The 23881-nt window shown below is 64.3% G+C and carries 25 protein-coding genes and 1 pseudogene; 20 read left to right on the top strand and 6 right to left on the bottom strand.

Going from position 1 to position 23881, the window contains the following annotated elements; genetic code table 11:
- Nucleotides 1–3 precede the first annotated feature (3 nt).
- From AB7245_RS36650 to AB7245_RS36600, 11 genes are all read left to right on the top strand, one after another.
- Nucleotides 4–1050 (top strand): flagellar hook-associated family protein, encoded by a 1047-nt coding sequence (locus AB7245_RS36650; RefSeq protein ID WP_085405302.1) that lies wholly within the window; start codon nt 4–6, stop codon nt 1048–1050.
- Between the two features lie 54 nt (nt 1051–1104).
- Nucleotides 1105–1449, top strand: a complete 345-nt coding sequence (flaF, locus tag AB7245_RS36645; protein ID WP_063981314.1) for a flagellar biosynthesis regulator FlaF — start codon at nt 1105–1107, stop codon at nt 1447–1449.
- The gene (flbT, locus tag AB7245_RS36640) at nt 1449–1868 is read left to right on the top strand and encodes a flagellar biosynthesis repressor FlbT (RefSeq protein ID WP_063981315.1); all 420 of its coding nucleotides are present in this window, start codon (nt 1449–1451) and stop codon (nt 1866–1868) included. The genes flaF and flbT overlap by 1 nt, the downstream gene beginning before the upstream one ends.
- 15 nt (nt 1869–1883) lie before the next feature.
- Complete coding sequence (flgD, locus tag AB7245_RS36635) at nt 1884–2303, top strand: flagellar hook assembly protein FlgD (protein ID WP_071909979.1); 420 nt, start codon at nt 1884–1886, stop codon at nt 2301–2303.
- Entirely contained in the window at nt 2300–2566 is a 267-nt protein-coding gene (gene fliQ, locus AB7245_RS36630) for a flagellar biosynthesis protein FliQ (protein WP_014492683.1), read from the top strand. The genes flgD and fliQ overlap by 4 nt, the downstream gene beginning before the upstream one ends.
- A gap of 76 nt (nt 2567–2642) precedes the next feature.
- Nucleotides 2643–4724 carry a flagellar biosynthesis protein FlhA gene (gene flhA, locus AB7245_RS36625; RefSeq protein ID WP_071909981.1) on the top strand — a complete coding sequence of 694 codons (2082 nt, stop codon included), beginning with the start codon at nt 2643–2645 and terminating at the stop codon, nt 4722–4724.
- A complete protein-coding gene (gene fliR, locus AB7245_RS36620; protein ID WP_063981318.1) occupies nt 4721–5473 on the top strand; it encodes a flagellar biosynthesis protein FliR in 753 nt (250 codons plus the stop codon). The genes flhA and fliR overlap by 4 nt, the downstream gene beginning before the upstream one ends.
- A gap of 5 nt (nt 5474–5478) precedes the next feature.
- Complete coding sequence (locus AB7245_RS36615; protein ID WP_085405329.1) at nt 5479–5898, top strand: hypothetical protein; 420 nt, start codon at nt 5479–5481, stop codon at nt 5896–5898.
- Nucleotides 5895–6380 (top strand): rod-binding protein, encoded by a 486-nt coding sequence (locus tag AB7245_RS36610; RefSeq protein WP_085405301.1) that lies wholly within the window; start codon nt 5895–5897, stop codon nt 6378–6380. Before AB7245_RS36615 ends, AB7245_RS36610 begins: the two co-directional genes overlap by 4 nt.
- Nucleotides 6381–6419: 39 nt before the next feature.
- Nucleotides 6420–6932, top strand: a complete 513-nt coding sequence (locus AB7245_RS36605) for a hypothetical protein (RefSeq protein ID WP_063981320.1) — start codon at nt 6420–6422, stop codon at nt 6930–6932.
- Complete coding sequence (locus AB7245_RS36600; RefSeq protein WP_014492689.1) at nt 6929–7387, top strand: hypothetical protein; 459 nt, start codon at nt 6929–6931, stop codon at nt 7385–7387. Before AB7245_RS36605 ends, AB7245_RS36600 begins: the two co-directional genes overlap by 4 nt.
- 122 nt (nt 7388–7509) lie before the next feature.
- Here the strand turns inward: AB7245_RS36600 and AB7245_RS36595 are convergent, their stop codons facing one another.
- Nucleotides 7510–8280: a response regulator transcription factor gene (locus AB7245_RS36595; RefSeq protein WP_028147148.1), complete on the bottom strand. Its 771-nt coding sequence runs from the start codon at nt 8278–8280 to the stop codon at nt 7510–7512.
- Nucleotides 8281–9097: 817 nt separating this feature from the next.
- Between AB7245_RS36595 and AB7245_RS36590 the strand changes: the two genes are divergently transcribed.
- Nucleotides 9098–10030 (top strand): hypothetical protein, encoded by a 933-nt coding sequence (locus AB7245_RS36590; protein ID WP_071909990.1) that lies wholly within the window; start codon nt 9098–9100, stop codon nt 10028–10030.
- 14 nt (nt 10031–10044) lie between these two features.
- Here AB7245_RS36590 and AB7245_RS36585 read toward each other — a convergent pair whose 3' ends face one another.
- A complete protein-coding gene (locus AB7245_RS36585) occupies nt 10045–10626 on the bottom strand; it encodes a MarR family winged helix-turn-helix transcriptional regulator (protein ID WP_028147146.1) in 582 nt (193 codons plus the stop codon).
- A 545-nt stretch (nt 10627–11171) separates the two neighbouring features.
- Between AB7245_RS36585 and AB7245_RS36580 the strand changes: the two genes are divergently transcribed.
- Both AB7245_RS36580 and AB7245_RS36575 read left to right on the top strand, forming a co-directional pair.
- A complete protein-coding gene (locus tag AB7245_RS36580) occupies nt 11172–12398 on the top strand; it encodes an MFS transporter (protein WP_439035777.1) in 1227 nt (408 codons plus the stop codon).
- A gap of 101 nt (nt 12399–12499) precedes the next feature.
- Nucleotides 12500–13387, top strand: a complete 888-nt coding sequence (locus tag AB7245_RS36575; RefSeq protein ID WP_085405299.1) for a dienelactone hydrolase family protein — start codon at nt 12500–12502, stop codon at nt 13385–13387.
- A 58-nt stretch (nt 13388–13445) separates the two neighbouring features.
- On the opposite strand, the gene AB7245_RS36570 is transcribed toward AB7245_RS36575, so the two are convergent.
- Together AB7245_RS36570 and AB7245_RS36565 are read right to left on the bottom strand one after the other, a co-directional pair.
- Nucleotides 13446–14714, bottom strand: a complete 1269-nt coding sequence (locus tag AB7245_RS36570; protein WP_085405298.1) for a serine hydrolase domain-containing protein — start codon at nt 14712–14714, stop codon at nt 13446–13448.
- Nucleotides 14715–14835: 121 nt separating this feature from the next.
- A complete protein-coding gene (locus AB7245_RS36565; RefSeq protein WP_085405297.1) occupies nt 14836–15684 on the bottom strand; it encodes an NAD-dependent epimerase/dehydratase family protein in 849 nt (282 codons plus the stop codon).
- A gap of 143 nt (nt 15685–15827) precedes the next feature.
- Here AB7245_RS36565 and AB7245_RS36560 point away from each other — a divergent pair, with 143 nt between their 5' ends.
- A complete protein-coding gene (locus tag AB7245_RS36560; protein ID WP_085405296.1) occupies nt 15828–16583 on the top strand; it encodes an HAD family hydrolase in 756 nt (251 codons plus the stop codon).
- A 24-nt stretch (nt 16584–16607) separates the two neighbouring features.
- Here the strand turns inward: AB7245_RS36560 and AB7245_RS36555 are convergent, their stop codons facing one another.
- Nucleotides 16608–17015, bottom strand: a complete 408-nt coding sequence (locus AB7245_RS36555; protein WP_085405295.1) for a nuclear transport factor 2 family protein — start codon at nt 17013–17015, stop codon at nt 16608–16610.
- 98 nt (nt 17016–17113) lie between these two features.
- The gene (locus AB7245_RS36550; RefSeq protein ID WP_439035525.1) at nt 17114–18598 is read right to left on the bottom strand and encodes a mannitol dehydrogenase family protein; all 1485 of its coding nucleotides are present in this window, start codon (nt 18596–18598) and stop codon (nt 17114–17116) included.
- 146 nt (nt 18599–18744) lie between these two features.
- On the opposite strand from AB7245_RS36550, the gene AB7245_RS36545 reads away from it, so the two are divergent.
- The 5 genes and pseudogenes from AB7245_RS36545 (at nt 18745) to AB7245_RS36525 (ending at nt 23872) form a co-directional block, all read left to right on the top strand.
- Nucleotides 18745–19554, top strand: coding sequence for a FadR/GntR family transcriptional regulator (locus tag AB7245_RS36545; protein WP_135216105.1), 810 nt, complete (start codon nt 18745–18747; stop codon nt 19552–19554).
- A gap of 89 nt (nt 19555–19643) precedes the next feature.
- Nucleotides 19644–20603 (top strand): annotated as a pseudogene (locus AB7245_RS36540) (sialic acid TRAP transporter substrate-binding protein SiaP).
- A gap of 233 nt (nt 20604–20836) precedes the next feature.
- Complete coding sequence (locus tag AB7245_RS36535) at nt 20837–21415, top strand: TRAP transporter small permease (protein WP_085405293.1); 579 nt, start codon at nt 20837–20839, stop codon at nt 21413–21415.
- A gap of 4 nt (nt 21416–21419) precedes the next feature.
- Entirely contained in the window at nt 21420–22826 is a 1407-nt protein-coding gene (locus tag AB7245_RS36530) for a TRAP transporter large permease (RefSeq protein WP_085405292.1), read from the top strand.
- Nucleotides 22823–23872, top strand: a complete 1050-nt coding sequence (locus tag AB7245_RS36525; protein WP_354078040.1) for an L-idonate 5-dehydrogenase — start codon at nt 22823–22825, stop codon at nt 23870–23872. The genes AB7245_RS36530 and AB7245_RS36525 overlap by 4 nt, the downstream gene beginning before the upstream one ends.
- Nucleotides 23873–23881: the final 9 nt, after the last annotated feature.

Raw genomic sequence — 23881 nt, 5'->3', positions numbered from 1 at the left:
GTCATGATGAGCGCCAACTACATCTCGACCTTGATGCTGTCTTCGTCGTTGAGGTCCTCGATCACGAACAATCAGGCCGCGCTGACCAAGGCCTCGAAGGAAGCCACCACCGGCCGCTTCGCCGATGTTGGCCTCGAGCTTGGTGCCACGACGGGAAGCGACATCACCCTGCGGGCGGACCTGAGCTTCGCCGATCAGCTCGTCGATACCAACGGGCTCGTCTCGGGGCGCCTGGACACGACGCAGAACCGGATCACCCAGCTGGGCGCAACCGCAACCTCTTTCCTCAAGGACCTGATCGCGGCCCGTAGCACCGACGGCGGCGGGCGGATCATCCTGCCGCCTGCGTCCGCCAACCTCCAGGATCTGATCGGCGCGCTGAACGTCTCCTATAATGGCTCGTATCTCTTCTCGGGGGTCAACACGCAGAACACGCCGATCACGGCTTACACCGCGGGTTCGGCCAGCAAGAACCAGGTCGATGCCGATTTCCTTGCGACCTTCGGCTTCTCGCAATCCTCGGCCAGCGTGAGCACCATTACCCCGGCCCAAATGCAGACCTTCCTCAACACCACCTTCGATGCCGAGTTCGCGAGCCCGGCCTGGAACACCAATTGGTCAACGGCCACCGACCAGACCATGCAAAGCCGTATCTCCACGACCGAGATCGCCGATACGTCCGTTAGCGCCAACCAGATCGGCTTCCGTAGGCTCGCCGAGGCCTACACCATGATGGCGGATCTTGGGAACGCGAACCTGAGCCAGGACACGTTCCAGGTCGTCGTGGACAAGGCCATCGGCCTCGTCGGTAACGCCATCACTGACCTCGCTACGCTCGGCGGCGGCGTCGGCACGGTCCAGCAGCGGGTCACCGGCGCCACCGAAAAGCTCAAGACGCAGCAGGACATTCTGAACAATCAGATCGTCAAGATGGAGGCCGTCGACCCGACGGAGGCCTCGGTCCGGGTCAACACCCTGCAGACCCAGATCAAGACGGCGCTGTCGCTGACGTCGCAGCTCCAGCAGATCAGCCTGATCAACTATCTCTGAGCCGGGGTCTGTAACTTTGTCTTGTTGTTCGGTCTCCTGCGCAGAGTGGTTCTGATGACGTTTGAAGCCTATGAAGTGGTCGTCGATGATAGCGCCTCTGAGGCGCGGGGCCGCGAGCGGCAGGCGCTCAGCCTCGGCATCGACCGGCTCGAGCGGGTCCAGGGCGGGCGCTTCAGCTTCGAAGATCTGGTCGAGAGCCTGCTCTACGTGCGGCGGCTGTGGACGATCTTCATCGAGGATCTCGCCCATCCGGAAAACGCACTCCCGGAAAAGCTGCGCGCCGATATCATCTCGATCGGCCTGTGGGTCGTCAAGGAAGCCGATCGGCTTCGCGAGGAGAAGTCGAACGACGTGATGCAGCTCATCGAAATCAACCGCCTGATCCGAGACGCGCTCTGATGAAAATATCCTTGCGGGCGGGTGAGCGGATCTACGTCAACGGCGCAGTGCTGCGCGTGGACCGCAAGGTCTCCGTCGAGCTCGTCAACGACGTGATGTTCCTGCTCGAAGGGCAGGTCATGCAGGCTTCCGACGCCACTACGGCGATGCGGCAGCTCTATTTCATCGTCCAGCTCATGCTGATGAACCCGACGGATATCGGCGCCGCAGTCGCGCTCTACGGGGAGCATCACGCGGCCCTGCTCGCGGTTTGCGAGAGCCGTGAGATGCTCGACGGGCTCGCCACGATCCACGAGCTGGTCCGCACGACCCGCTATTTCGAGGCGCTCAAGCGGATCCGGGGACTGTTCCCGGTAGAGGACGCAATCCTGGCCGGCCTGGCCGGCGTCGCCACCGAGATCCCATTCGAGGCTGCCTGACAGCGGAGAGGCTACATGAACGTCAACAGCGCGACCGACAGCACCAGCAAGTCCAACGCGACCAGTTCCACAAAGAACACGGCGAGCAACACCGTCGACTACAATACCTTTCTTCAGCTCCTCGTCGCCGAGATGAAGAACCAGGATCCCACCAATCCGATGGATACCTCGCAGTACATGAGTCAGTTCGCCCAGCTCTCGACGGTCGAGCAGGCCATGCAGACCAATTCGAAGCTGGATGCGCTGCTGTCGTCGCAGTCGCTGTCGCAGGCCAACGGGCTGATCGGAAAGACCGTCAGCTTCACCGACGCGACCGGCGCAACCTTCAGCGGCAAGGTCGTTTCGATCTCCATCAACAACGACGGCTCCATCGCAACCCTCGAGAACGGCACGAAGGTCGCGGTCGGGCCCGGCCTTACAATCAGCCAGTCATGAACGAGCGGGACGCCCTCGACATCGTCCAGGCGGCGATCTGGACCATCATCGTCGCCTCCGGCCCCGCCGTCGGCGCCGCGATGCTTGTCGGCACCGCCATTGCGCTGATCCAGGCGCTGACCCAGGTCCAGGAGGTGACGCTGACCTTCGTGCCGAAGATCATCGTCATCCTCCTGGTCGTTGCCGTTTCCGGCTCCTTCATCGGTGCCCATCTCTCCACCTTCACCGAGATGGTCTATTCGCGGATCGAGCACGGCTTCTGATCCGCGAGAGCCCGGCCACCACCCTCGCGTAAGCTTTGCACGGCAGATTGCGGGGCGGACCCTCTGCCGGTGACCCATGGCCGATACATTAGCTGCTAGCCTGCCGACCCCGCGACGATTGGGGGCCGACGCCTTTTTCGCGGGCGGTATCGTGGCCATGCTCACGATCCTGTTCCTGCCCATACCGCCGATCCTGATCGACCTCGGCCTCGCCTTCTCGATCGCGCTGTCCGCGCTGATCCTGATGGTCGCGCTGTGGATCCAGCGGCCGCTCGATTTCTCCGCCTTCCCGACCGTGCTGCTGATCGCGACGATCCTGCGGCTGGCGCTCAACGTTGCGACCACCCGTCTGATCCTGTCGCGGGGCGGGGAGGGCGAACAAGCCGCGGGTCACGTCGTTGCCGGCTTCTCGAAGTTCGTCATGGGCGGCGACTTCGTCATCGGTCTGATCATCTTCGCGATCCTGGTGACGGTGAATTTCGTCGTGATCACCAAGGGCGCAACGCGTATCGCCGAAGTCGGTGCCCGCTTCACCCTGGACGCCATCCCGGGCAAGCAGATGGCGATCGACGCCGACCTCTCCGCGGGCCTCATCGACGACAAGGAGGCCCAGCGCCGGCGCCGCGAGCTCGAAGAGGAAAGCGCGTTCTTCGGCGCAATGGACGGTGCTTCGAAATTCGTCCGCGGCGACGCAATCGCCGGCCTGATCATCACGGCGATCAACATCTTCGGCGGCATCATCATCGGCGTGACGCATCACGGGCTGACGCTGTCGCGCGCCGCCGACGTCTACACCAAACTCTCCGTCGGCGACGGTCTGGTAACGCAGATGCCGGCACTGATCGTGTCGCTGTCGGCGGGCCTCCTGGTCTCCAAGGGCGGCACCAGGGGGTCGGCGGAGCAGGCCGTGCTGAGGCAGCTCGGTGGCTACCCGCGCGCGGTGTCGGCGGCGTCGTTGATGATGTTCGTGCTCGCCTTGATGCCTGGGCTACCGATGGCACCCTTCGTGCTGCTCGGCGGTGCCATGGCCTTTGTCGGCTACTCGCTGCCGCGGCGGCAGGCGGCGCGGGAGAAGAAAGAGCATGCGCGCAAGGCCGACGAGCGCGCCCAGGCCGATGCCAAGGAATCCGTCAAGGAATCGCTCAAGACCGCAGAGATCGAGGTGTCGCTCGGCGGCCATCTGTCGGTCCATTTGCTGGGCGCGCGTACCGAGCTTGGGCACCGGGTCAGCAAGCTCCGCAAGAAGTTTGCCAAGCAATACGGCTTCGTCATTCCGGAGATCAAGCTCAGCGACAATCTGTCGATCGATCCCAAGGGATACCAGATCCGGATCCACGACACGCGTATCGCCCATGGCGAGCTGCGGCTCGGCGAGGTGCTGGTGCTCGTCGACAAGGACGGCAAGCCCGACGTGCCCGGCGAAGAGGTGATCGAACCCGCTTTCGGCATGAAGGCGCTGTGGGTGACGGAGGCGTTCACCGACGAGGTCAAGCGTCAGGGCTGCAAGCCGGTCGACAACCTGTCGGTGCTGCTCACGCACTTAAGCGAAGTGCTCAGGGCAAATCTCGCGCAGCTGCTGTCCTACAAGGACATGCGCGGGCTGCTCGACCGTCTCGATCCCGAATACAAGCGCCTGGTCGAGGATCTCTGCCCGTCGCAGATCTCCTATTCGGGCCTGCTGGCGATCCTGAAGATCCTGCTGGCCGAGCGCGTGTCGATCCGCAATCTCCATTTGATCCTGGAGGCCATTGCCGAGATCGCACCCCATGTGCGGCGCTCCGAGCAGGTCGCGGAGCATGTGCGGACCCGACTTGCCCAGCAGATCTGCGGCGACCTTTCCGACAACGGTGTGCTGAACGTCGTCCGCCTTGGCAATCGCTGGGACCTGGCGTTCCACCAGAGCCTGAAGCGCGACGCCAAGGGCGAAGTCTTCGAATTCGACGCCGATCCTCGCCTGATCGAGCAGTTCGCAACCGAAGCTAGCGCCGCGATCCGAAAATTCACCGAGAACGGCACCAGCGTGGTTCTGGCGGTCACCCCGGAAGCCCGCCCCTATGTCCGGATGATCCTGGAGCGGGTGTTCCCGACCTTGCCGGTCCTGTCGCATGTCGAGGTCGCGCGCAGCGCCGAGATCAGGGCGCTGGGAGCCATATCGTGATCAGCGGCCTCGCCGACAGCGTGCTGGTCACGTTCATCGTGTTCTGCCGCATCGGCGCCTGCCTGATGCTCGTGCCCGGCTATTCCAGCGTCAACGTTCCGGCCCAGGTTCGCCTGTTCGTCGCGCTCGTCACGACGTTTGCGCTGACGCCGATCCTGATCTCGGTCCTGAAACCTCTCACCGACAACGCCGCGCCGCTGACGCTTGCGCTTCTGATCTGCTCCGAGCTTGTGGTCGGCAGCGTCATCGGGCTTGGCGGGCGGGTGTTCTTCCTCGCGCTGCAGACCATGGCGACCGTGATGGCGGGCGCGATCGGGCTGAGCAACATCCCGGGAACGCCGGTCGGCGACACCGATCCGGCGCCGGCCCTGGTGCCGCTGATCATGGCAGCCGTCACCACATTGTTCTTCATGACCGACCAGCACTGGCAGGTCCTGCGCGGGCTGATGAACTCCTACGACGTCTGGCAGCCCGGCAACAGGATCGGCGGCAGCATGGCGCTCGAGCAGCTCGTCAGCCGCCTGTCCGAGGCGTTCGTGCTGACGCTGCGGATCACCAGCCCTTTCATCGTCTATTCGGTCATCGTCAATCTCGCGGTCGGCCTGATCAACAAGCTGACGCCGGCGATCCCGGTCTATTTCATCTCGGTGCCCTTCGTGCTGTTCGGCGGCTTCCTGCTGCTCTACCTCACCAGCGACGAGCTCTTGACGCAATTCATGCTCGGCGTCTCGTCGTGGCTGGCGGAGTGATGGTCATGACGTCGCGCGCGGACAAGCTCGGCCGGATGGTCTCGCTCGTGAAGCTTCAGCTCCGGCTGTCCGAATGGCAGCTCGCGCATCTGCGGCAGCAGGAGCGCAGCTTGCAGGACGAGCAGGAATGGCTGGTAGGAACCCTCAACGAGGGCAAACCGCCGGCGGGCTCGTCGAGCGATTCAATCGCGCGGCGCCTGAACAGGACGAGCGCCGGTGCGCGCGCGGTCCAGGCGCAGGCGTCGCAGCAGCTCGACCAGGTCCGCGCGGACACCCGCCGTGTGAAACAGCTCGAGCAGGTCGCGAAGGCCGCGCTCGCAGACAAACTTCGCGACGCGGAGGCGCGCTCGCTCGAAGAGATGACGGGAATACGCCCCGCCGTGCGTGACTGGACGCCACGGCCAGCCAGCCGGAACAAGACATGATCGTGACAGCGACGCCCGACCTCGTTCTCGATGTCCTCGATGCCGCCGACCCCGTGACGCAGCGGGCGGCGACCGCGAAGCTCGATGCACTGAAATCATCGGACGCCGATTTCGCCGCCACCATGGACGCGGAGGTCGGCAAGGCCAAGGCGGCGACTGCCGATCAATCCGCGGCGCAGGCTGCCGAAGCGCAGCAGCCGGGTGTGGTGAACGGGCCGCCGGTGCGGGTGATCAAGGCGCCCGCATCCGGCGAGGTGTACCGGAAGTTCGAGGCGTTCATTCTCCAGACCTTCGTCGAGACGATGCTGCCGAAGGAGTCGGAGGAAGTCTTCGGCAAGGGCACGGCCGGCGGCGTCTGGAAGTCGATGCTGGCGGAGCAGCTTGGTGCTCAGCTGGCAAAGGGCAAGGGCATTGGCATTGCCAAGCAACTCGCCGCTGCGCAACCGGCGGGGCCCGGCGTTACGGAAAAGACCGGATCATGATCCGGGAATGGGTGACAGAAGTTGAGGGGTGAATTTCCTATGCAAGCACAAGAAGGTGCGGCGGTCCTGGTGGTGGAGCAGCCGGTCGTGGACGCCGAGGCGATGACGCTGGAAGCGGCAGAAGGCGATGCGTTCTTGCCTGCGCTGCTGCCGAATCTCGGCGGTGACGTGGTGAACGACGGCACCGACGCGGCGAGATCGGACGAGGTGCGTGGCCTGCTGTCTGCGATCCGCCGGCTCGAGAACATCGTCGAGGAGGAGACGGTCGCGCTCTCGACGGGCAAGAAGATCGATTTCGACGACTTCAGTGCCCGGAAGAGCCGGAGCATGCTCGAATTCGTCCGCTTGATGCGGGCACGGATGCATCTCGGCAACGAGGTCGAGATCACCGAGGAGATCCAGCGGTTGCGCGAGAAGCTCGAGCGAAACCGTTCCATCCTCGAAATGCATTACGATGCGGTGCGTGAGGTCGCGGCCATCATCGTCAAGGCGATCAAGGAAGCCGAGTCGGATGGCACCTATACCGGCCGCACAGCACAGGACGGAAAATGATCAGACTCGTGCTGGCCGGGCTCTGGGTATGCATCCTCACCGCGGGCACGAGCTATGCCGTGGCCTATTGGAAGGAAAACGGCAGCCTGCTGCCGGCGAAGGACGAATATCTCGACGGCCTTCAATACCAGAAGACGCGGGCGCTGAGCGTGCCAATGGTCGAGGGCGGCAGCGTGCAGGGCTACATCGTGGCGCGCTTCGTCTACACCGTTGAGGCGCGGATCATGCACCAGCTCAACGTCCCGCCGGAGCCGTTCGTCGTCGACGAGGCCTTCCGCAGGATCTATGCCGACGACCGCCTCGATTTCAGGAAGCTCGCCCGTTACGACCTTTCCATCCTCACGACGGCCATCAAGCAGCGCGTCAACGAGCGGATGCAGGCCGACGTCGTCCAGGACGTCCTGGTCGAGGACTTCAACTATGTTTCGAAGGAAGAATTCCAGCAGAAGCCGTAGCTGTCGCGGCGCCGGCATCGCGAGATCGCTGCTCCGCCATCTCTGCCGCTGAAAGTGCAACGGCCTCTGCGAAGGGTACTCCGCAGAGGCCGTTGTCGTTTTCGTGGCGGTGCCCTGCCGCGTCAGTTTCCGGCCGGGTACGCCGCCGGGGCGGCATGTGCCCTGTTCAGGAGGATGCCGACCTCGTCGAGTTCCTGCATCGGCACGTCGATGGTCTCGCCGGCAGGGATGTTGAGGCGGTATCCGACGTAGCGCCGGGCCACGATCGCGTCGAAGCCGAGGCGGTCGCGGAGTTTCTTGCGCAGCTTGCTGACGTGGCTCTCGATCACGCTCTCGTCGAAGGTCGACTCGAAGATGCCGTAGACCGCGTTGAAGATCTGCGTCTTGGTGATCCACTTGCCGTGGTTGCTGACCATATACTCGAGAATGCGCAGCTCGCGGCGGGGCAGGGTGAGAGCGTGGCCCGCGATCTCGGGGTCACGTCCGTTGAAGAAGACCTGGATCCTGGTCTCGCAGGGCCTCGGCAGCTCGCCCACCCGGCGGCGCGCGATTGCGGCCGTTCGGGCGAGGATCTCGCGCAGGTGAATCGGTACGTGGACGACGTCGTCGACGCCCGATTCGAACAGCTCAAGCGTGTTCTTGAGCATCTTCTGGCCGCTCATGGCGATGATGGGCGCCGAGGAGCGCTTCCGCATCGCCCGTGGCAGGCTTCCGCGGGCATCGCAGTCCCCGAGGAGAAAGGCGTCGACCGCCGCCAGATCCGGTTCGCTCGCAGATTGCAGCCAGTCCCAGAATTCTCCGGAAGAGAAGCCGATCGACGATACACCTTCGCGAACGAGCCCTCCAACGTAGCTGTTCGTGACGCTCTCGCGATCATCAACGATAATATACATTAGTCTTTCGCCCCTGTTTCGCACTTGTTGCGGCCGGATGGTTGTTGTGATGCCCGGCTCGGCAACCATGCTGTTTGACGATATTTCCATCCCGCGAACCGTTATTATGGTTTCGATATTCGCGGGCAGCCCTACGCATTCAGTGCCTGCGTGTGCAGGCCTGCTACTTCGACTCGATACTGAACGCTTACTGCGTGAGGCTCGGCGGGTGTCTTACGGATCACCTCGCGGAGCGGATTGAGACAGACCTAGAACAGTTGCGCCAACTTGCCGATTGCGTCCGAACGCACCTGAACTGTGTCGATCTCCTCGCCAACTGGCGAGAATCACTTGAGTAGGACCGTAACAATTGCCGATTTCCGATCAAGCGCGCGCAGCAAAGCGGTTGCTATGCGTGTTTGATGCTGTTGATTCGTTTCTGGTTGTTTCTTTGTATGTTCGATCGCATCAGTTGATTTGGTGATCGAACTAGTTTTGCACCGTAGCGTTTCTAAAGTTCCGCATCCCCGCGTAATCACAGCTGTTTTGCGCGGTGCTGCGGGTCATGCGCATAGCGGGGTTTTCAACCCGGGATTGACTCTCCTGCTGGTGTTTCCCCATGCGACAATTCGACTCATGTATGGCGAGGCGACTCCAGCTTGGCGAAATCTTGGCGAGTGTGTGTCTTTCGAGTCGCACTCTCGCCACGTCCATGACGCTTTTGACTCATGCGACGTCGCATCGGGCGCGATGAAAAGTTTTCGCTGCGCACGTTTCAGGCAAGCTTCGGCAAATAACTTCACCGTTCGATAGATCGAACCGAACGGAGCATTTTCACATGTTGTCCGATGGACAAGCTCGTCCCAACGCGACCGCTGATGTTTCCGCGGCGGCGAAGCCGGCTCCGGATGCGCGCGATACAAGCACGACACAGACGGCCAAGCCCGCTGCAAGCGCGAAGCGTGTGTCGGCTGCGGCGAACGACGAGACCCTGGCGAAAGAGGCGCTCGAGGGGCTGAAGCGTATTCGCGCCAAGGCGCGCCTCGACAAGATGGCGATACCGAAGCCTGCGCCGACCGTGATGAAGCCGGCCGTGATCGTGGCCAAGCCGCCGCCGCCGCGTCCGACATGGGTCGCGCCGCTCGCAACACTGGCGGTCGCTGCGATCCTGGTGGTCTGCGCCTGCACCGGCGTGATCGCCTATCTCACCACGCAGCCGGCCCAAAGCAACGTGGCCGCCAATACGGAGATCAGGAATCTGCGCGAGACTGTCGCGCTGCTGCGCAAGCAGGTGTCGGGCGTGTCCGAAAATCTCGACGGCCTGCGCACCGCGGTCGATCAGTCGAGCAAGGCGACCAACGATCGCTTCGGCAGGTTCGCCGAGAATCTGGACCGTATCGAGCGGGTGAGTTCGTCCTCGACGGTGAAGCTGGACAAGCTCGCCCAGGCTCAGGCGCAAGCGCCGGCGCCGGCGGCCGTCGCCTCGCAGCCGCCCTCGCAGACGATGCCGATGATGGCCTCGGTTGCCGCGCCCGAGATCACGGGTTCGGTTCCTCCGTCGGCGCCGCGCAAGGTGGTCAAGGGCTGGTCGGTCCGCCAGGCCTATGAGGGAATTGCGATCCTGCAAGGTCCGAACGGCGTCATCGAGGCCGTGCTTGGACAGCAGGTACCCGGGCTTGGCCGCATCGAAGAGATCAAGAACGAGAACGGCCGTCTGGTCGTGGAGTCCAGCGGCGGCGTCATCTACTCGTCACGCAAGGCGACGCCGTGATCGAGGGCCGCCTCCTATTGGCGATGATGCTCGAAGCTGGTGCATAGCAGATCGATCTCCGCCTCGGCGATCGGCGCGCGAAACAGGCGGCAGCTGAACTCGGCGGCGCCGGGCTTGCCGTCCGTGGCGGTGCGATCTTCGCGCAGGAAGATGCATCGCTTGCAGACGTCGGTATGGTGCCGCTGCTCGGCCGCGTCCGCCTGATCGAGCACGTGCCGGAGCGTGTCGCGAAAGCGGATCTTGGCCTCGTCGTCGAGGACGGCGATCGGTTCGAGGAGAACGCTGATGGGGTCGCGCACCAGGAACTTCTTGCCCTGCTGCGTCACGCTCAGCGTCACCGATCGCTTGTCCGTCGCGGAGCGCTTTCGCTCCAGATATCCGAGCCGCTCGAGTTCGCCGATAATGAAAGAGGCGGTGCCGCGCGTGGTGCCGACGTAGCTCGCGAGCGCCGAGGGCGTCCGCGAGAAACGGTTGGCGCGGGAGAGAAAGCGCAGGGCCATCCATTCGCGGTCGCGCAAGCCATGCTTGGTGCCTTCGAACCACAGGATGCGAGCCATCTGTCCCAACAATTCAATCGCTTCGCGAGCTAAAATCATTTCAGTTCCAGGTCGGACAAGCTTTATTCAATTGAGCCTTTGGTAGCGCAATCTGGGTGGACGAGAATGAAGTTCTCGGGCGATTCTTCCTCCGTTGCCGGATGGAAGGACCGCGCTCGGGAAGTTGCATCCGTTCTGCAGATGGAACTTCCGGCCGTGGAACTAGAGCGTCACACAGAAAGTTCGAGTAAATCGCACGGCTCAACTCTTCTGAAAATTTCAATCAAATCACGAGAGCTTGCGCGTGAATTGACGGTGATGTGCGACGCCTGAGCAACATGATGTGTCATTGTCGCCACTGCGAGGCCCATTTGTTGCGGCCTGGAGTTTCGAATACGCAAAAGGGCGCATCACCGGTAACGCTTGGCGGTGTGGCTGGCCGGGAGAGAACCCTCTCTTTCGGTTAATGGATGTTGCGACGCAATGCAGCCAGACGGTTAAGTCCGGCAAACGAGCGAATCCAGGGAGTCAAAGTGTCGTTGGGAATTGAGCAAGCGGCGCCGTTCAACGTCAAACGAGCAGCATTCGCAGCCACCATCGGCAACATGCTCGAATTCTACGACTTCATTACCTACAGCTTCTTCGCCATCCAGATCGGCCATACCTTCTTCCCGACCGGAAGCGAGTACGGCAGCCTGATGCTGTCGCTGGCGACGTTCGGGGCCGGCTTCGTGACGCGGCCGATCGGCGGGATCGTGCTCGGCATCTATTCCGACCGGATCGGCCGGCGGCCCGCCATGCTGCTGAGCTTTGCGTTGATGGGAGCTGCTATCCTGACCATCGCGCTCACGCCGTCCTATCGCATGATCGGCGTCGCCGCGCCCATCATCGTGATTGCGGCGCGCATGGTGCAGGGCTTCGCCCTCGGCGGCGAGGTCGGACCGACGACCGCCTATCTCCTCGAGATTGCGCCGCCCGAGCATCGGGCGCTGGTCGTGGCATGGCAGCCGGCGAGCCAGGAGATCGCGGCGACCGCCGGCGCGCTGGTCGGTGTCATCCTGAGCACGACCATGGCGCCGGAGATGCTGGACTCCTACGGCTGGCGGGTGGCGTTCCTGATCGGGGCCGTCTGCCTGCCGTTCGGGCTCTGGATGCGGCGGACACTGCCCGAGACGATTCCGCATGCCGATGCCGGTGTCGCAGCGAAAGAGCGCACGGGTCACCTCTCGCAGGTCCGGCGTCACCTCGGCATCATCGCGCTGGCCTTGATGATCCTGGCCAGCGGCACGATCTCGACCTATGTCACGCAATACATGACGACCTATGCGCAGAATACCCTGCACGTGTCGTCGACACTGGCTTTCGCCGTGTCGCTCGTCAGCAACGGCATTCAGTTCGTCGGTGCACTGGCCGGCGGATGGCTCGCCGATCGTCTCGGCCGCAAGCCGATCATGATCTGGCCTCAGCTCGCAACCCTCCTGCTCACCTATCCGACCTTCCTGTGGATCGTCCATGCACCGGGCGCGCTGTCGCTCCTGATCGGCTTCGGCGTGCTATCGATCATCGGCTCGCTGCCGTTCACGGCGTTCTATGCGACCTTCACCGAAGCGCTGCCCCAGAACATCCGCGGAGGCGTGTTCGCGACCGTCTACGGGGTGGCGATCGCGAGCTTCGGAGGTACGGCGCAGCTCGTGGTCACCTGGCTCCTCCACGTCACCGGCAATCCGCTGGCACCGGCCTGGTACCTCCTGCTTGCGGCGATCGTCGGACTTGTCGCAATGAGCCTGATGCCCGAAACGGCGCCGCTGAAAAGACGTCAGGGCTTGGCCTGAACGCGAACATGCTCGCAGGCTGGTGATTTGCGTTTCGCCGGCAATTATCGGCGAATGCGCCGCCTGAGGAATCAGGGCCAAGCATCAGGAAGGATCGACCGATGAGCTTCGAAACCACCATGACATCCGACGTCGTCGGGCTGACGAAAGTCGCCCCGGTCTCGCGCCGCGGATTCATGAGCGCCACCGCGGCCGTCGCTGCCGGCTACACGCTTGCGGCCGGTCCGGTCCGCGCCGAAATCATCACGACAGATACCGGCGGCCTCCAGGCTGGCGACGCCAGGATCAAGGTCGGGTCCGAAGAGATGCCGGCCTATTTCGCGCGCCCGGCCGGCAACACCAAGGCGCCGGTGATCATCGTGGCGATGGAGATTTTCGGCCTGCACGAATACATCAAGGACGTGACACGGCGCCTCGCCAAGCTCGGCGCATTCGCGGTCGCGCCCGACTATTACTTCCGCAAGGGTGTCGACCTCACCAAGGTCACCGACATCAAGGATCTGCTGCCGGTCGTTAATGCCAAGCCGGACGCCGAGCTGCTGTCCGATCTCGATGCGACGGTGGCGTGGGCGGGATCGCAAGGCGGCGACACCACGAAGCTCGGCATCATCGGCTTCTGCCGGGGTGGCCGCAATGTCTGGGAATACGCTGCCCACAGTGGCACCCTCAAGGCCGGTGTCGCGTTCTACGGTGCGCCGGTCGATCCCGCCAATCCGGTGTGGCCGAAGAGTCCGCTTCAGCTCGCCCCCGAGATGAAGGCGCCGGTGCTCGGCCTCTATGGCGGCGCTGATACCGGCATTCCCGTGGCCCAGGTCGAGCAGTTCAAGGCGACGCTCGAGCAGGACAAGAAGATCGCCGAATTCAAGATCTATCCGCAGGCGCCGCACGGCTTCCATGCCGACTATCGCGGCAGCTATCGCAAGGATGCGGCGGAAGACGCCTGGAAGCAGGCCCAGGCCTGGTTCAAGAGGTACGGCGTGTTGAGCTGACGCCAGATTCGCAAAGGGCGGCCTGAGCGGCCGCCCTTTCTATTCCAGCGCGCCGGTCTTACTTCACCATCGCGCCATAGACGATGTCCTGCACCTGCTCGCGATAGTATTTCCTGAGCTCGCCCGGCGCCGCCGTTCCCACCACCACGACGAGACGCTCCTTGGGATCGCAGAAGAACTGCGTCCCGTAGGCGCCATTCCAGGTGAACTCGCCGGGATTGCCGGGGACCGACGACTGCCCTTCGCTGGTCCGGACCGCGACCGCGAGACCAAAGCCGAAGCCGGCGCGATGCGGCTCGATGTTGGCCACATTGTTCTTGATCTCGGGACCGAGGTGGTTGGTCGTCATGTGATGCACGGTCTTCGGGGAAAGAATGCGCTGGCCGTCGAGCTCGCCGCCGTTGAGCAGCATCTGGCCGAAGCGGATGTAATCGCCCATCGTCGCGAATGAGCAGGCGCCGCCGCAATCGAACTTGGTCGGGGTGTCCAGCAGCTTGATGGCTTGCGGCTTGCCGGTCAGCGGATCGTTGGCGAACGGGCGGGCGAGGCGAGGGCGCTGCGCGTCGGTCGGGTGGAAGGTCGCGTCCTTCATGCCGAGCGGCTGCCACACATTGGCGGCGAGATAGTCGCCGAGCCTCTGCTCGCTCACCTTCTCGACGACGGCGCCGAGCACGTCGATCGAAAAACCGTATTCGAACTCGGTCGAGGGCTGATGCGCCAGCGGCAGTTTTGTGATGCGGCCGATGAAGGCCTCAGTGTCGCCTTCCACCGCCGGCGCGACGCCATCGGGGTATTGCCGCGCTACCGGACTCGATGAGTCGGGGCGGCCGCCATACATCAATCCGGACGTATGCCGGTAGAGATCGTGGACGAAGATCGGGGACGCCTGCGGTTCGAGCTTGAGCGAGCCATCGGCCCCGGTCGCGCCGACCTTCATGTCGGCAAAGCCGGGATAGTAGTCGGACAGCTTGGCCTGGAGCGGCAACTGGCCTTTCTCCATCAGCGTCAGGCCGGCGACCGCCGCCATCGGCTTGGTCATCGAGGCCAGCGCGAAGATCGCGTCGACCGGCATCGGCGTGCCCTTGTCCGGATCGAGCATGCCGTAAGCCTTGTAGTGCACGAGCTTGCCGTCCCGCGCCACCGCGACGACGGCGCCGGGAACGCGCTTGGCGGCGATCTCGCGCGCGAAGAAGCTGTCGAGCCGCGCGAGACCCTGCTTCGAGAAACCGGCGTCATCAGGGTTGGCTTCGGGCAGTGGTGCGGCGCGCGCCGCACCGAACGTGATGACGGCAGCCGCCGCCGCGATCATGGCGATCGTCTTGTTCATTGCATCCTCCCAAGGCGAGCTCGTTCTGTGGTGGCTCGCCGAGCGGCTAGATCACGGCTGCGCCTGAGCGAAGTCAAGCGCGGGTGGGGCATGTCTGGGACGCGTCGGAGATAACCGGAACCTATCGCCCTTGCCCGGTGCGCCACAATGCATCCAGGCCATGCCGATAGGTCGGATGGGCAAGCGTGACACCGAGCTCGTGCTTCAGTTTCGCGTTGGAGACCCGGGCACTGCTGGCATAGAAGCTGCGGGCCATCGCCGACATCTTGGCCGTCTCGAACGGCTCTTCGGGCGGCGGCGCAAGGTCCATCAGCTTCGCCGCATAAGCGATCACATCCTGCGGCGGCGCCGGCTCGTCGTCGCAGACGTTCCAGGTGCCGCCGTCACTGTGCTTCACCGCGGCCATGATCGCGCTCGCGATGTCGTCGGCGTGGATGCGGTTGAAGACCTGTCCCGGCTTGACGATGCGCCGGGCCGTCCCCGCCCGCAGCGTCATCAGTGCGTTGCGGCCGGGCCCGTAGATGCCCGCAAGCCGCAGGATCGCGACGTCGCCGCGCGCCGCGGCGGTCCAGGCTTGCTCCGCCGCAACGCGCGTTCGCGTGCGGTCGAGGGTGGCCTGCGGCGGCGTGCTCTCGTCCACCCAGCGGCCTGCGTGATCGCCATAGACGCCGATGGTGGAGAGATAGACGATCTTCCGCCGCCGGCGCGCGAGCGCGTCGCCAAAGGCCGTAGCTGCCGGGTCGCCCGCGCTGCCGGGCGGGATCGATATGAGAAGGACATCGGCGTCGCGGACTCGCTCGACCACCTCGCGGGCCGGACTGCTGCCGGAAAAGGCATGCACCTCGATGCCGGCAAGGTCGTTTCGCTTCCCGGGATCGCGCACGGTGCCGGCGATATGCGAGAATGCGCCGCCGAATTGGCCGACGAAATGCCGGGCACTGTAGCCGAGGCCGAGGATGAAGAGCCGCATGCGCCTGCCGTGCTGGAGTTCCCGCTCGCGCGAGCTGCGCGCCGTTCGCTCATAAGGGATTTTTGGGTCCGGCAAAAGATATTGCAATTTTACTCGCCGGCCAGGGCAGGCGATGCTCGCTTGTCAGGAGGGAGGCCTCGGTCATGCAGGCAGAAGCGCCGGCCGCAGTGCCATGCGGTGCCGCGGAGTTGATCGGGCGCGCCGCCGCGCTGATCTTCGATGTCGACGGCACGCTGGCCGAAACCGAGGAGCTGCATCGGCAGGCCTTCAACCACGCCTTCGTTCGCCACGGTCTCGACTGGCAGTGGGACCGGGCCGTCTACAAGGAGCTGCTGCGTGTCACCGGCGGCAAGGAGCGCATGCGCGCCTTTCACGCGAGGCTGCAGGTCGCGCCGCCATTGCCGGATGCCGATATCGCAGCCCTCCACCGCAGCAAGACCGCGCATTACGCCGAGCTGATCGAAACCGGCTGCTGTCCCTTAAGGCCCGGCGTGGCGGATCTTCTCACTGCCGCGAAGGCCCGCGGCCAGCGGCTCGCGATCGCGACCACCACCTCGCACGGCAATATCGATGCGCTGCTGTCGCAAGCGCTGGGAACGCGCTGGGCGGCGGATTTTGATGCGGTCGTCGCCGGCGACGATGTCCGCCACAAGAAGCCGGCGCCGGATGTCTATCTGGAAACCCTGGCGCGGCTGAAGCTGGGCGCAGCCGACTGCGTCGCGATCGAGGATTCCCGCAACGGTCTGATCGCGGCCTCGCGGGCGAACATTCCGGTGCTCATCACCAGAAGCATGTTCTTTCGGGACGATGATTTCAGTGCGGCGCAGGTCGTGCTGGACGATTTGTCGGAATTCGGGGGCTCAAGACAAAAAACTGAAAAACAACCCCATGCACAGTAGTAAGCGCCGGCCGGCTCGCGGCGGTCAGTGGACGCGGTGGCTCGTTCTATCGTCTTCAGTCTGCTCGACAATCTGCGCGATTGGGCTCGACTGGTGGTGCACCAGCCGCCAGCCGTCGCCGACACGCCGAAAATGGTTGGCAGCGGCCAAAGCGGTGCCGTCGACGATCTCGATGCAGAGCACGCGCGCGCTGTCGCCGTCGACGATCGCCTGCGGTTCGGCGCAAACGATCTGCGGCCGCTCCGGATTTTGCAGGATGTCGCGCCAGCTGCCGATCACCGTGGCCCGGCCGATGATGGCCGGCCAGCCGGGATGGATGCAGGAAATGGCGTCGTCATCCGCCCACATCCGCTCCATTTCGTCGAAGTCGCCCGTTGAAAAGGCGGCGTAGAAGGCCGCGTTCGCGGCGATGACCTTTTTGTCCTTTGCCATGCCTCTCGGGTGGGGCAATGGCAGGCAAAAATCAAGCGCGACTTCCGTCCGACTTTGCGTTCGATTTGGACCGCAGTGCAGCATTGCCTGCTTTGTGGTCACGCCGAGACAAGTGTCTCCACCGCCCGCCGCGCGCCGTCCTTATAGAGACGGCTGAGCGCCATGGTCACGGCCTCGCGCAGGCGCGGCTCAGTGCCCAGCGGTCCGAACACTTTCTCGACCCCGAGCAATGCCTGCGCAAGCCGTTCAGCGACGGGACCCGCCTCGCGCGCCAGCGCGGCGAACTCGGCGGCGAGCGGATCGCGAACGTCGATGGCGCGGCCCTGCTCGTCGCGTGCGGTGACGTAACGCATCCAGCCGGCCACCGCGAGCGCATGCGTCGCGATCGGCAGGTCTTTGCGCAGGCGATCCTGCATCGCGCCGAGCAGGCGCTGCGGAAGCTTTTGCGAGCCGTCCATCGCGATCTGCCAGGTACGGTGATGCAGCGCGGGGTTGGCGAAGCGCTTGAGCAGCGAGGCGCGATAGGCGGCGAGATCGGTGCCAACAGGCATCGTCAGCGTCACCGCGGCCTCTTCCATCACCTGCGCGGCGAGACGGGCGAAATGCGGATCCAGCATGGTGTCGGCGATGGTCTCGTAGCCCGCGAGATAACCGAGATAGGCCAGCGCCGAATGGCTGGCGTTGAGCAGCCGCAGCTTCATCAGCTCGAACGGCTTGACGTCGGTGACGAGCTCGACACCGGCGGCGGCGAAATCGGGCCGCCCCGCCGTGAAGCGGTCCTCGACCACCCATTGCGTGAACGGCTCGGTCATCACAGGCCAGGCGTCGCGCATGCCGAGCGCGTTCGAGATCGCATCCCGGTCGGCGTCCGTCGTCTCCGGCACGATGCGGTCGACCATGGTCGACGGGAAGGCGGTGCTATCGGCGATCCACTTGCCGAGGTCCTTCGACCGGAGCGCGGCGAACTGCGTCACGATCCGCTGCACGGTGTGGCCGTTGGCGGCGAGATTGTCGCAGCAGAGCACGGTGAAGGGCGCCAGCCCCTGTGCGCGCCGGCGCGCCAGTGCGGCCACGATGAAGCCGGGCGCCGAGCGCGGCGCGTCAAAAGTGTTGAGATCGTGCACGACATCCGGATGCCGCTCGTCGAGATCGCCGGTCTGCGGCGTGTGGCAATAGCCCTTTTCGGTGACCGTCAGCGAGACGATGCGAATGGCGGGATCGGCCATCCGATCGACCAGTGCTGCCGGCTTCTCGCGCGCGACGACGCTGTCGAGCAGCGCGCCGATGACGCGGTGTTCGGTGCCTTCGGCGGCACGTACGGCCACAGTGTAGAGATGATCCTGCGGGGCGAGGGCGTCGCGCGTATCCGGGCTGCGCAGGCTCGCGCCGACGATACCCCAGGACGAGTTGCCTGCGGCAAGGCAGTCGTCGATGACGACGGCTTGGTGCGCGCGATGAAAGGCGCCCAGGCCCAGATGCACGATGCCGGGCGTAACGCGCGAGCGGTCATAGGCCGGGCGGCGGATGGCGGACGGCAGCCGGTCGAGATTGGCGCGGCCAAGACGCGTTGAACTATGGCGCATGGTCGTCTCTCCCTGTGTTTGGCCGCTGCTTGACATGGCGCCTGTCCTCGGTCAATGCTCCGGTCAATTGGTAAGACCAATTTTCCAAAATTGGCGGGCCGCCGGGACGCGATGCTTCCCGGCGAGACCCTTTCGGGGAGGCCAGCGTGCCGCTGGAAGCTGTGGAGGCGAGACGGCTTTACCGCCAGGTCGCCGATCAATTGCGAAGCCTGATCGACAGCGGCGAGTACGCGGTCGGCAGCCGCTTGCCGACCGAGCGCGAACTCGCCGAACAGCTCAGGATCTCGCGGCCGACGGTGCGCGAGGCCCTGATCGCGCTCGAGGTCGAGGGCCGCGTCCGCATCCGCGTCGGCTCCGGCATCTATGTGACCGAGCCGGCGGACGCCGCGCCTGCGCTTCCGGCCGCCGGCATCGAAGGCCCGTTCGAGCTCTTGCGCGCCCGCGAATTCCTGGAAAGCGCGATCGCCGAGCAGGCCGCGCGCGTGGCGACCAAGGACGATATCGACCGCATCAATGCGTCGCTTGTCGCCATGGAGAATGTCGAGCATCCCGGCGAGGCCTCGATGGTGCACGATCGTGCCTTCCACGTCGCGATCGCCGGCAGTCTCGGCAATGCCGTGCTGGTGCGCGTGGTCGGCGAGCTGTTCGACCAGCGCCTCAATCCCTATTTCGCGCAGCTTGCGCATTACTTCGAAAGCCCGGGCACCTGGCGCACCGCGCTCGACGAGCATTGCGCCGTGCGTGACGCGATTGCGGCGCATGATCCGGACGCCGCGCGCGAGGCCATGCGCAAGCATCTAGCGCGCTCGCAGGAGCGCTTTGCGCAGAACTTTGGTGCCGAGACCGCCGCGGGATCGCCCGCGGAGCGAGGCCGGGTCGCGCGCACGCCGGCGAAACCGGCAAAACCAAAACGCGCGAAGACGCAGGCCAAAAGCGGCAGCGTGCGGCGACGATGAGATTGGGCGGCTCGTCCCGGGTTTGGGGCGGGCAAACAAGAAGCAGACTTTAGTCAGTGGAGGATAAGTCAGTGTTGAAGAAGATGACGATGGTGCTGGCGACTTCGGTCGCGGCAATGTTCGCGGCGACCAATCCCGGCATGGCGCAGACCAAGCTCAAATGGGCCCATGTCTACGAGACCTCGGAGCCGTTCCACACCGCCTCGGTCTGGGCCGCGCAGGAGATCGGCAAGCGCACCAACGGGCGCTAGACCGTCGACGTCTATCCGGCGTCGCAGCTCGGCAAGGAAGCCGACATCAACCAGGGCCTCTCGCTCGGCTCGGTCGACATCATCATCTCCGGTTCGAGCTTCGCGGCCAAGAGCTTCCCGCCGATCGGCGTGACCTACTATCCCTACACCTTCCGCGACGCCGACCATCTCCTTGCCTACACCAAGAGCGACATCTTCAAGGAGCTCGCCAAGGGCTATGAGGACAAGAGCGGCCACCACATCGTCGCGGTCACCTATTACGGCGTGCGCCAGACCTCGTCGAACAAGCCGATCAAGACCTGCGCCGATCTCAAGGGCCTGAAGATGCGCGTGCCCGACGTTCCGGCCTATCTCGCCATGCCGCGCGCCTGCGGCGCCAACACCGCGCCGATCGCGTTCGCCGAAGTCTATCTCGCGCTTCAGAACGGCACCGTCGAGGCGCAGGAGAACCCGCTGACCACGATCGAGGCCAAGAAGTTCTACGAAGTGCAGAAACATATCGTGCTGACCGGCCACATCGTCGACCACCTCAACACGGTGGTGGCGGGCGCGCTCTGGAAGAAGCTCAGCGACGAGGACAAGAAGATCTTCACCGACGTCGCCCAGGAGGCGGCTGCGAAAGCGACCGCTGAGATCAAGCAGAACGAGGCCAAGCTGGTTTCCTTCTTCAAGGAGAAGGGACTGACCGTGACCGAGGTCGACAAGAACGAGTTCCGCGACATCGTGCTGAAGAACGTTGCGTTCGAGACCTTCGGTTATCGCAAGGCCGACTGGGAACGCATTCAGGCGGTGAAATAACCGAGACCCTCATGGTGAGGAGCGCGAAGCGCGCTCCGGACGATGCTTCGCATCGCCGGGCGAACCATGAAGGCCCGGATGTCGCTCGGGCGTCGCCCGAGGCCATCCTTCGAGACGCTTGCTTCGCAAGCTCCTCAGGATGAGGAGCGGAGTTCGTAGAATTAAGTCGTCGTTCCGGGTTCGGCTCTTCGAGTCACCCCGGAATGACGATTAAGAGGTTGAGGAGTAACCCCATGTCCACCGCCGAAATACACCGGCAGATCACCGGGGACGAGATCGCCCACACCTTCGAGGAAGAGGCGGTGCCGAAGGTCGATCTCGGCGTCTACGCTTTCGAGGACTGGGTGGCGCTGGTGATCTTCTGGGTGATGGCGCTTGCTGTCTTCCTCCAGTTCTTCACCCGCTACGTCCTCAACGACAGCTATGCCTGGACCGAGGAGATCGCGACCTACTGCCTGATCGGCGTGGTCTTCATCGGCTCCTCGATGTGCGTGCGGCTGTCGCGGCACATCCAGGTCGATCTGATCTACCGCTATCTGCCGCATGTCGTGGCGCGCGCGCTGGCGACCGCGATCGACCTGATCCGGATCGCCTTCTTCGGCTACGCCATCAAGCTGGTCTGGGTCTACATCCAGATCATCGGCGACGAGTCGATGACCACGATCAATCTGCCCAAGGACTACGTCTATTACGCCGTGCTGGCGGGCTTCGTGCTGATGTTCGTGCGCTCGGTGCAGGTGGCCATCCAACATTCGCGACAGGGCTATTCGATCCTCGAACGTCCCGGCGCCTACGACGGTTTTGAGGGGTAAAGTTATGTTGCTGTTGCTTGGAGGCTTCCTCGTCCTGATGCTGCTCGGCGTTCCCGTGGCGATCGCCATGGCCGCGTCGTCGCTGCTCTACATCCTGGTCAGCGGCGTGACGCCCGATGTCACGCTGGCGCAGCGCATGATCGCCGGCGTCGAGAGCTTTCCGCTGCTCGCGGTGCCGTTCTTCATCCTGGCCGGCAATCTCATGAACATCGCCGGTGTGACCGGCCGCATCTACAAATTCGCGGTCGCGCTGGTCGGCTGGATGCGCGGCGGCCTTGGTCACGTCAACATCATCGGCTCGGTGATCTTCTCCGGCATGTCCGGCACCGCGATCGCGGATGCCGCCGGTCTCGGCACCATCGAGATCAAGGCGATGAAGGACCACGGCTATTCCACCGAGTTCTCCGTCGGCGTCACCGCGGCCTCAGCCACGCTCGGGCCCATCATCCCGCCGTCGCTGCCCTTCGTGATCTACGGCATGATGGCGAACGTCTCGATCGGTGCGCTGTTCCTGGGCGGTGTCATTCCCGGCATCGTCATGACGCTGCTGATGATGGCCACGGTCACCTATTTCGCGCACAAGAACAAATGGGGCAGCGACACGCCGTTCTCCTGGCCGCAGCTCGGCTCGGCCGGCCTCGAGATCGCCATCGTGCTGGCTTTCCCGCTCGCGATCTGGCTGATGGTGCTGGCCGGCATGTCGACCAACATGGCCGTTGTCATCGGCCTCGGCGCGCTGCTCGCGATCGACTGGTACTTCGACTTCTCTGCGGTGATGGCGCTGATGGCGCCGGTCATCCTGATCGGCGGCATGACGCTCGGCTGGTTCACGCCGACCGAGGCCGCGGTCGCCGCCGTGATCTGGTCGCTGTTCCTCGGCCTCGTCCGCTACCGCACGATGACCTTGAAGACCGTGGCGAAGGCGACCTTCGACACCATCGAGACCACGGCCTCGGTGCTGTTCATCGTCACGGCAGCCTCGATCTTCGCCTGGCTGCTGACGGTGTCGCAGGCAGCCCAAATGCTCTCGGACTGGATGCTCAGCATCACCCACAACAAATGGGTGTTCCTGGCGCTCGCCAACGTCCTGATCCTGTTCGTCGGCTGCTTCATCGACACCACCGCGGCGATCACCATCCTGGTGCCGATCCTGCTGCCGATCGTGCTCAAGCTCGGCATCGATCCGATCCATTTCGGCCTGATCATGACGCTGAACCTGATGATCGGCCTGTTGCATCCGCCGCTCGGCATGGTGCTGTTCGTGCTCGCCCGCGTGGCCAAGCTCTCGGTCGAGCGCACGACGGTCGCGATCCTGCCCTGGCTGGTGCCGCTGATGGTCGCGCTGATCGCGATCACCTACATTCCCGAACTGACCCTCTGGCTGCCTAAATACATGGGACTCTCCAAATGACCTCCACCGCTCTCGCCGCAACCCTGTTCGGCCCCGAAGATCTGCGCATGATCGAGCATCCGCTCGACAAGCTCGCTGATGGCATGGTGCGCATCCGCTTCGGCGCCGGCGGCATCTGCGGCTCCGACATGCATTATTTCCGTCATGCCCGGACCGGCGATTTCGTCGTGAAGTCGCCACTCGTGCTCGGCCACGAGATCTCCGGCGAGGTCGTGGAGATCGCAGGTTCCGCAGCGAACCTGAAGGTCGGCGACCGTGTCGCCGTCAATCCGTCGCGCTGGTGCGGCCATTGCGTCGCCTGCCGCGAGGGACGGCCCAATCTCTGCGAGAACATCTACTTCATGGGCTCGGCCTCGAAGACGCCGCACATGCAGGGCGGCTTCGCCAATTATTTCGACGCGGTCCCCGCGCAATGCGTGAAGATCCCCGACCACGTCTCCTATCAGGCCGCGGCGCTGGCCGAGCCGCTCGCGGTCTGCCTGCATGCGGTGGCGCGCGCCGGCAACATCGAGGGCAAGCGCGGCATCATCTTCGGTGCCGGCCCGATCGGGCTTTTGACCATGCTCGCCGCACACCGCGCCGGTATGGCCGACATCACGGTGGCGGACATCGCGCCGGCGCCGCTCGCCTTTGCGACCCGGCTCGGCGCCTCTCACGTCGAGAACGTCTCGAGCGGCGAGGAAGGACTGAAGGCACAGGCCGCATCGCGTCCCTATGACGTCGCGTTCGAGGTCTCGGGCACCGCCGCGGGCCTTGCCAGCGCGATCGGCATTGTCAGGCGCGGCGGCATTGTGGTGCAGATCGGCAATCTGCCGGGCGGCCAGATTCCGACGCCGTCGAATGCGGTGATGGCCAAGGAGATCGACCTGCGCGGCTCGTTCCGCTTCGGCTTCGAGTTCATGACCGCAGTGGAACTGATCGGCGCCGGCAGCGTCGACGTGCTGTCGCTGGTCACCGCCGAGCGGCCGCTGTCGACCGCGCCGGACGCACTGCGGCTGGCGCTCGACCGCTCGCAGAGCGTCAAGGTCGTGCTGACCGCGAACTGATTCTTTGTT

Source organism: Bradyrhizobium sp. 604_D8_N2_3, from assembly GCF_051810765.1.
In the GTDB taxonomy this organism is placed as follows: domain Bacteria; phylum Pseudomonadota; class Alphaproteobacteria; order Rhizobiales; family Xanthobacteraceae; genus Bradyrhizobium; species Bradyrhizobium barranii.
The sequence above is the reverse complement of the archived record's forward strand: the minus strand, read 5'-3'. Positions and strand labels throughout refer to the sequence as shown.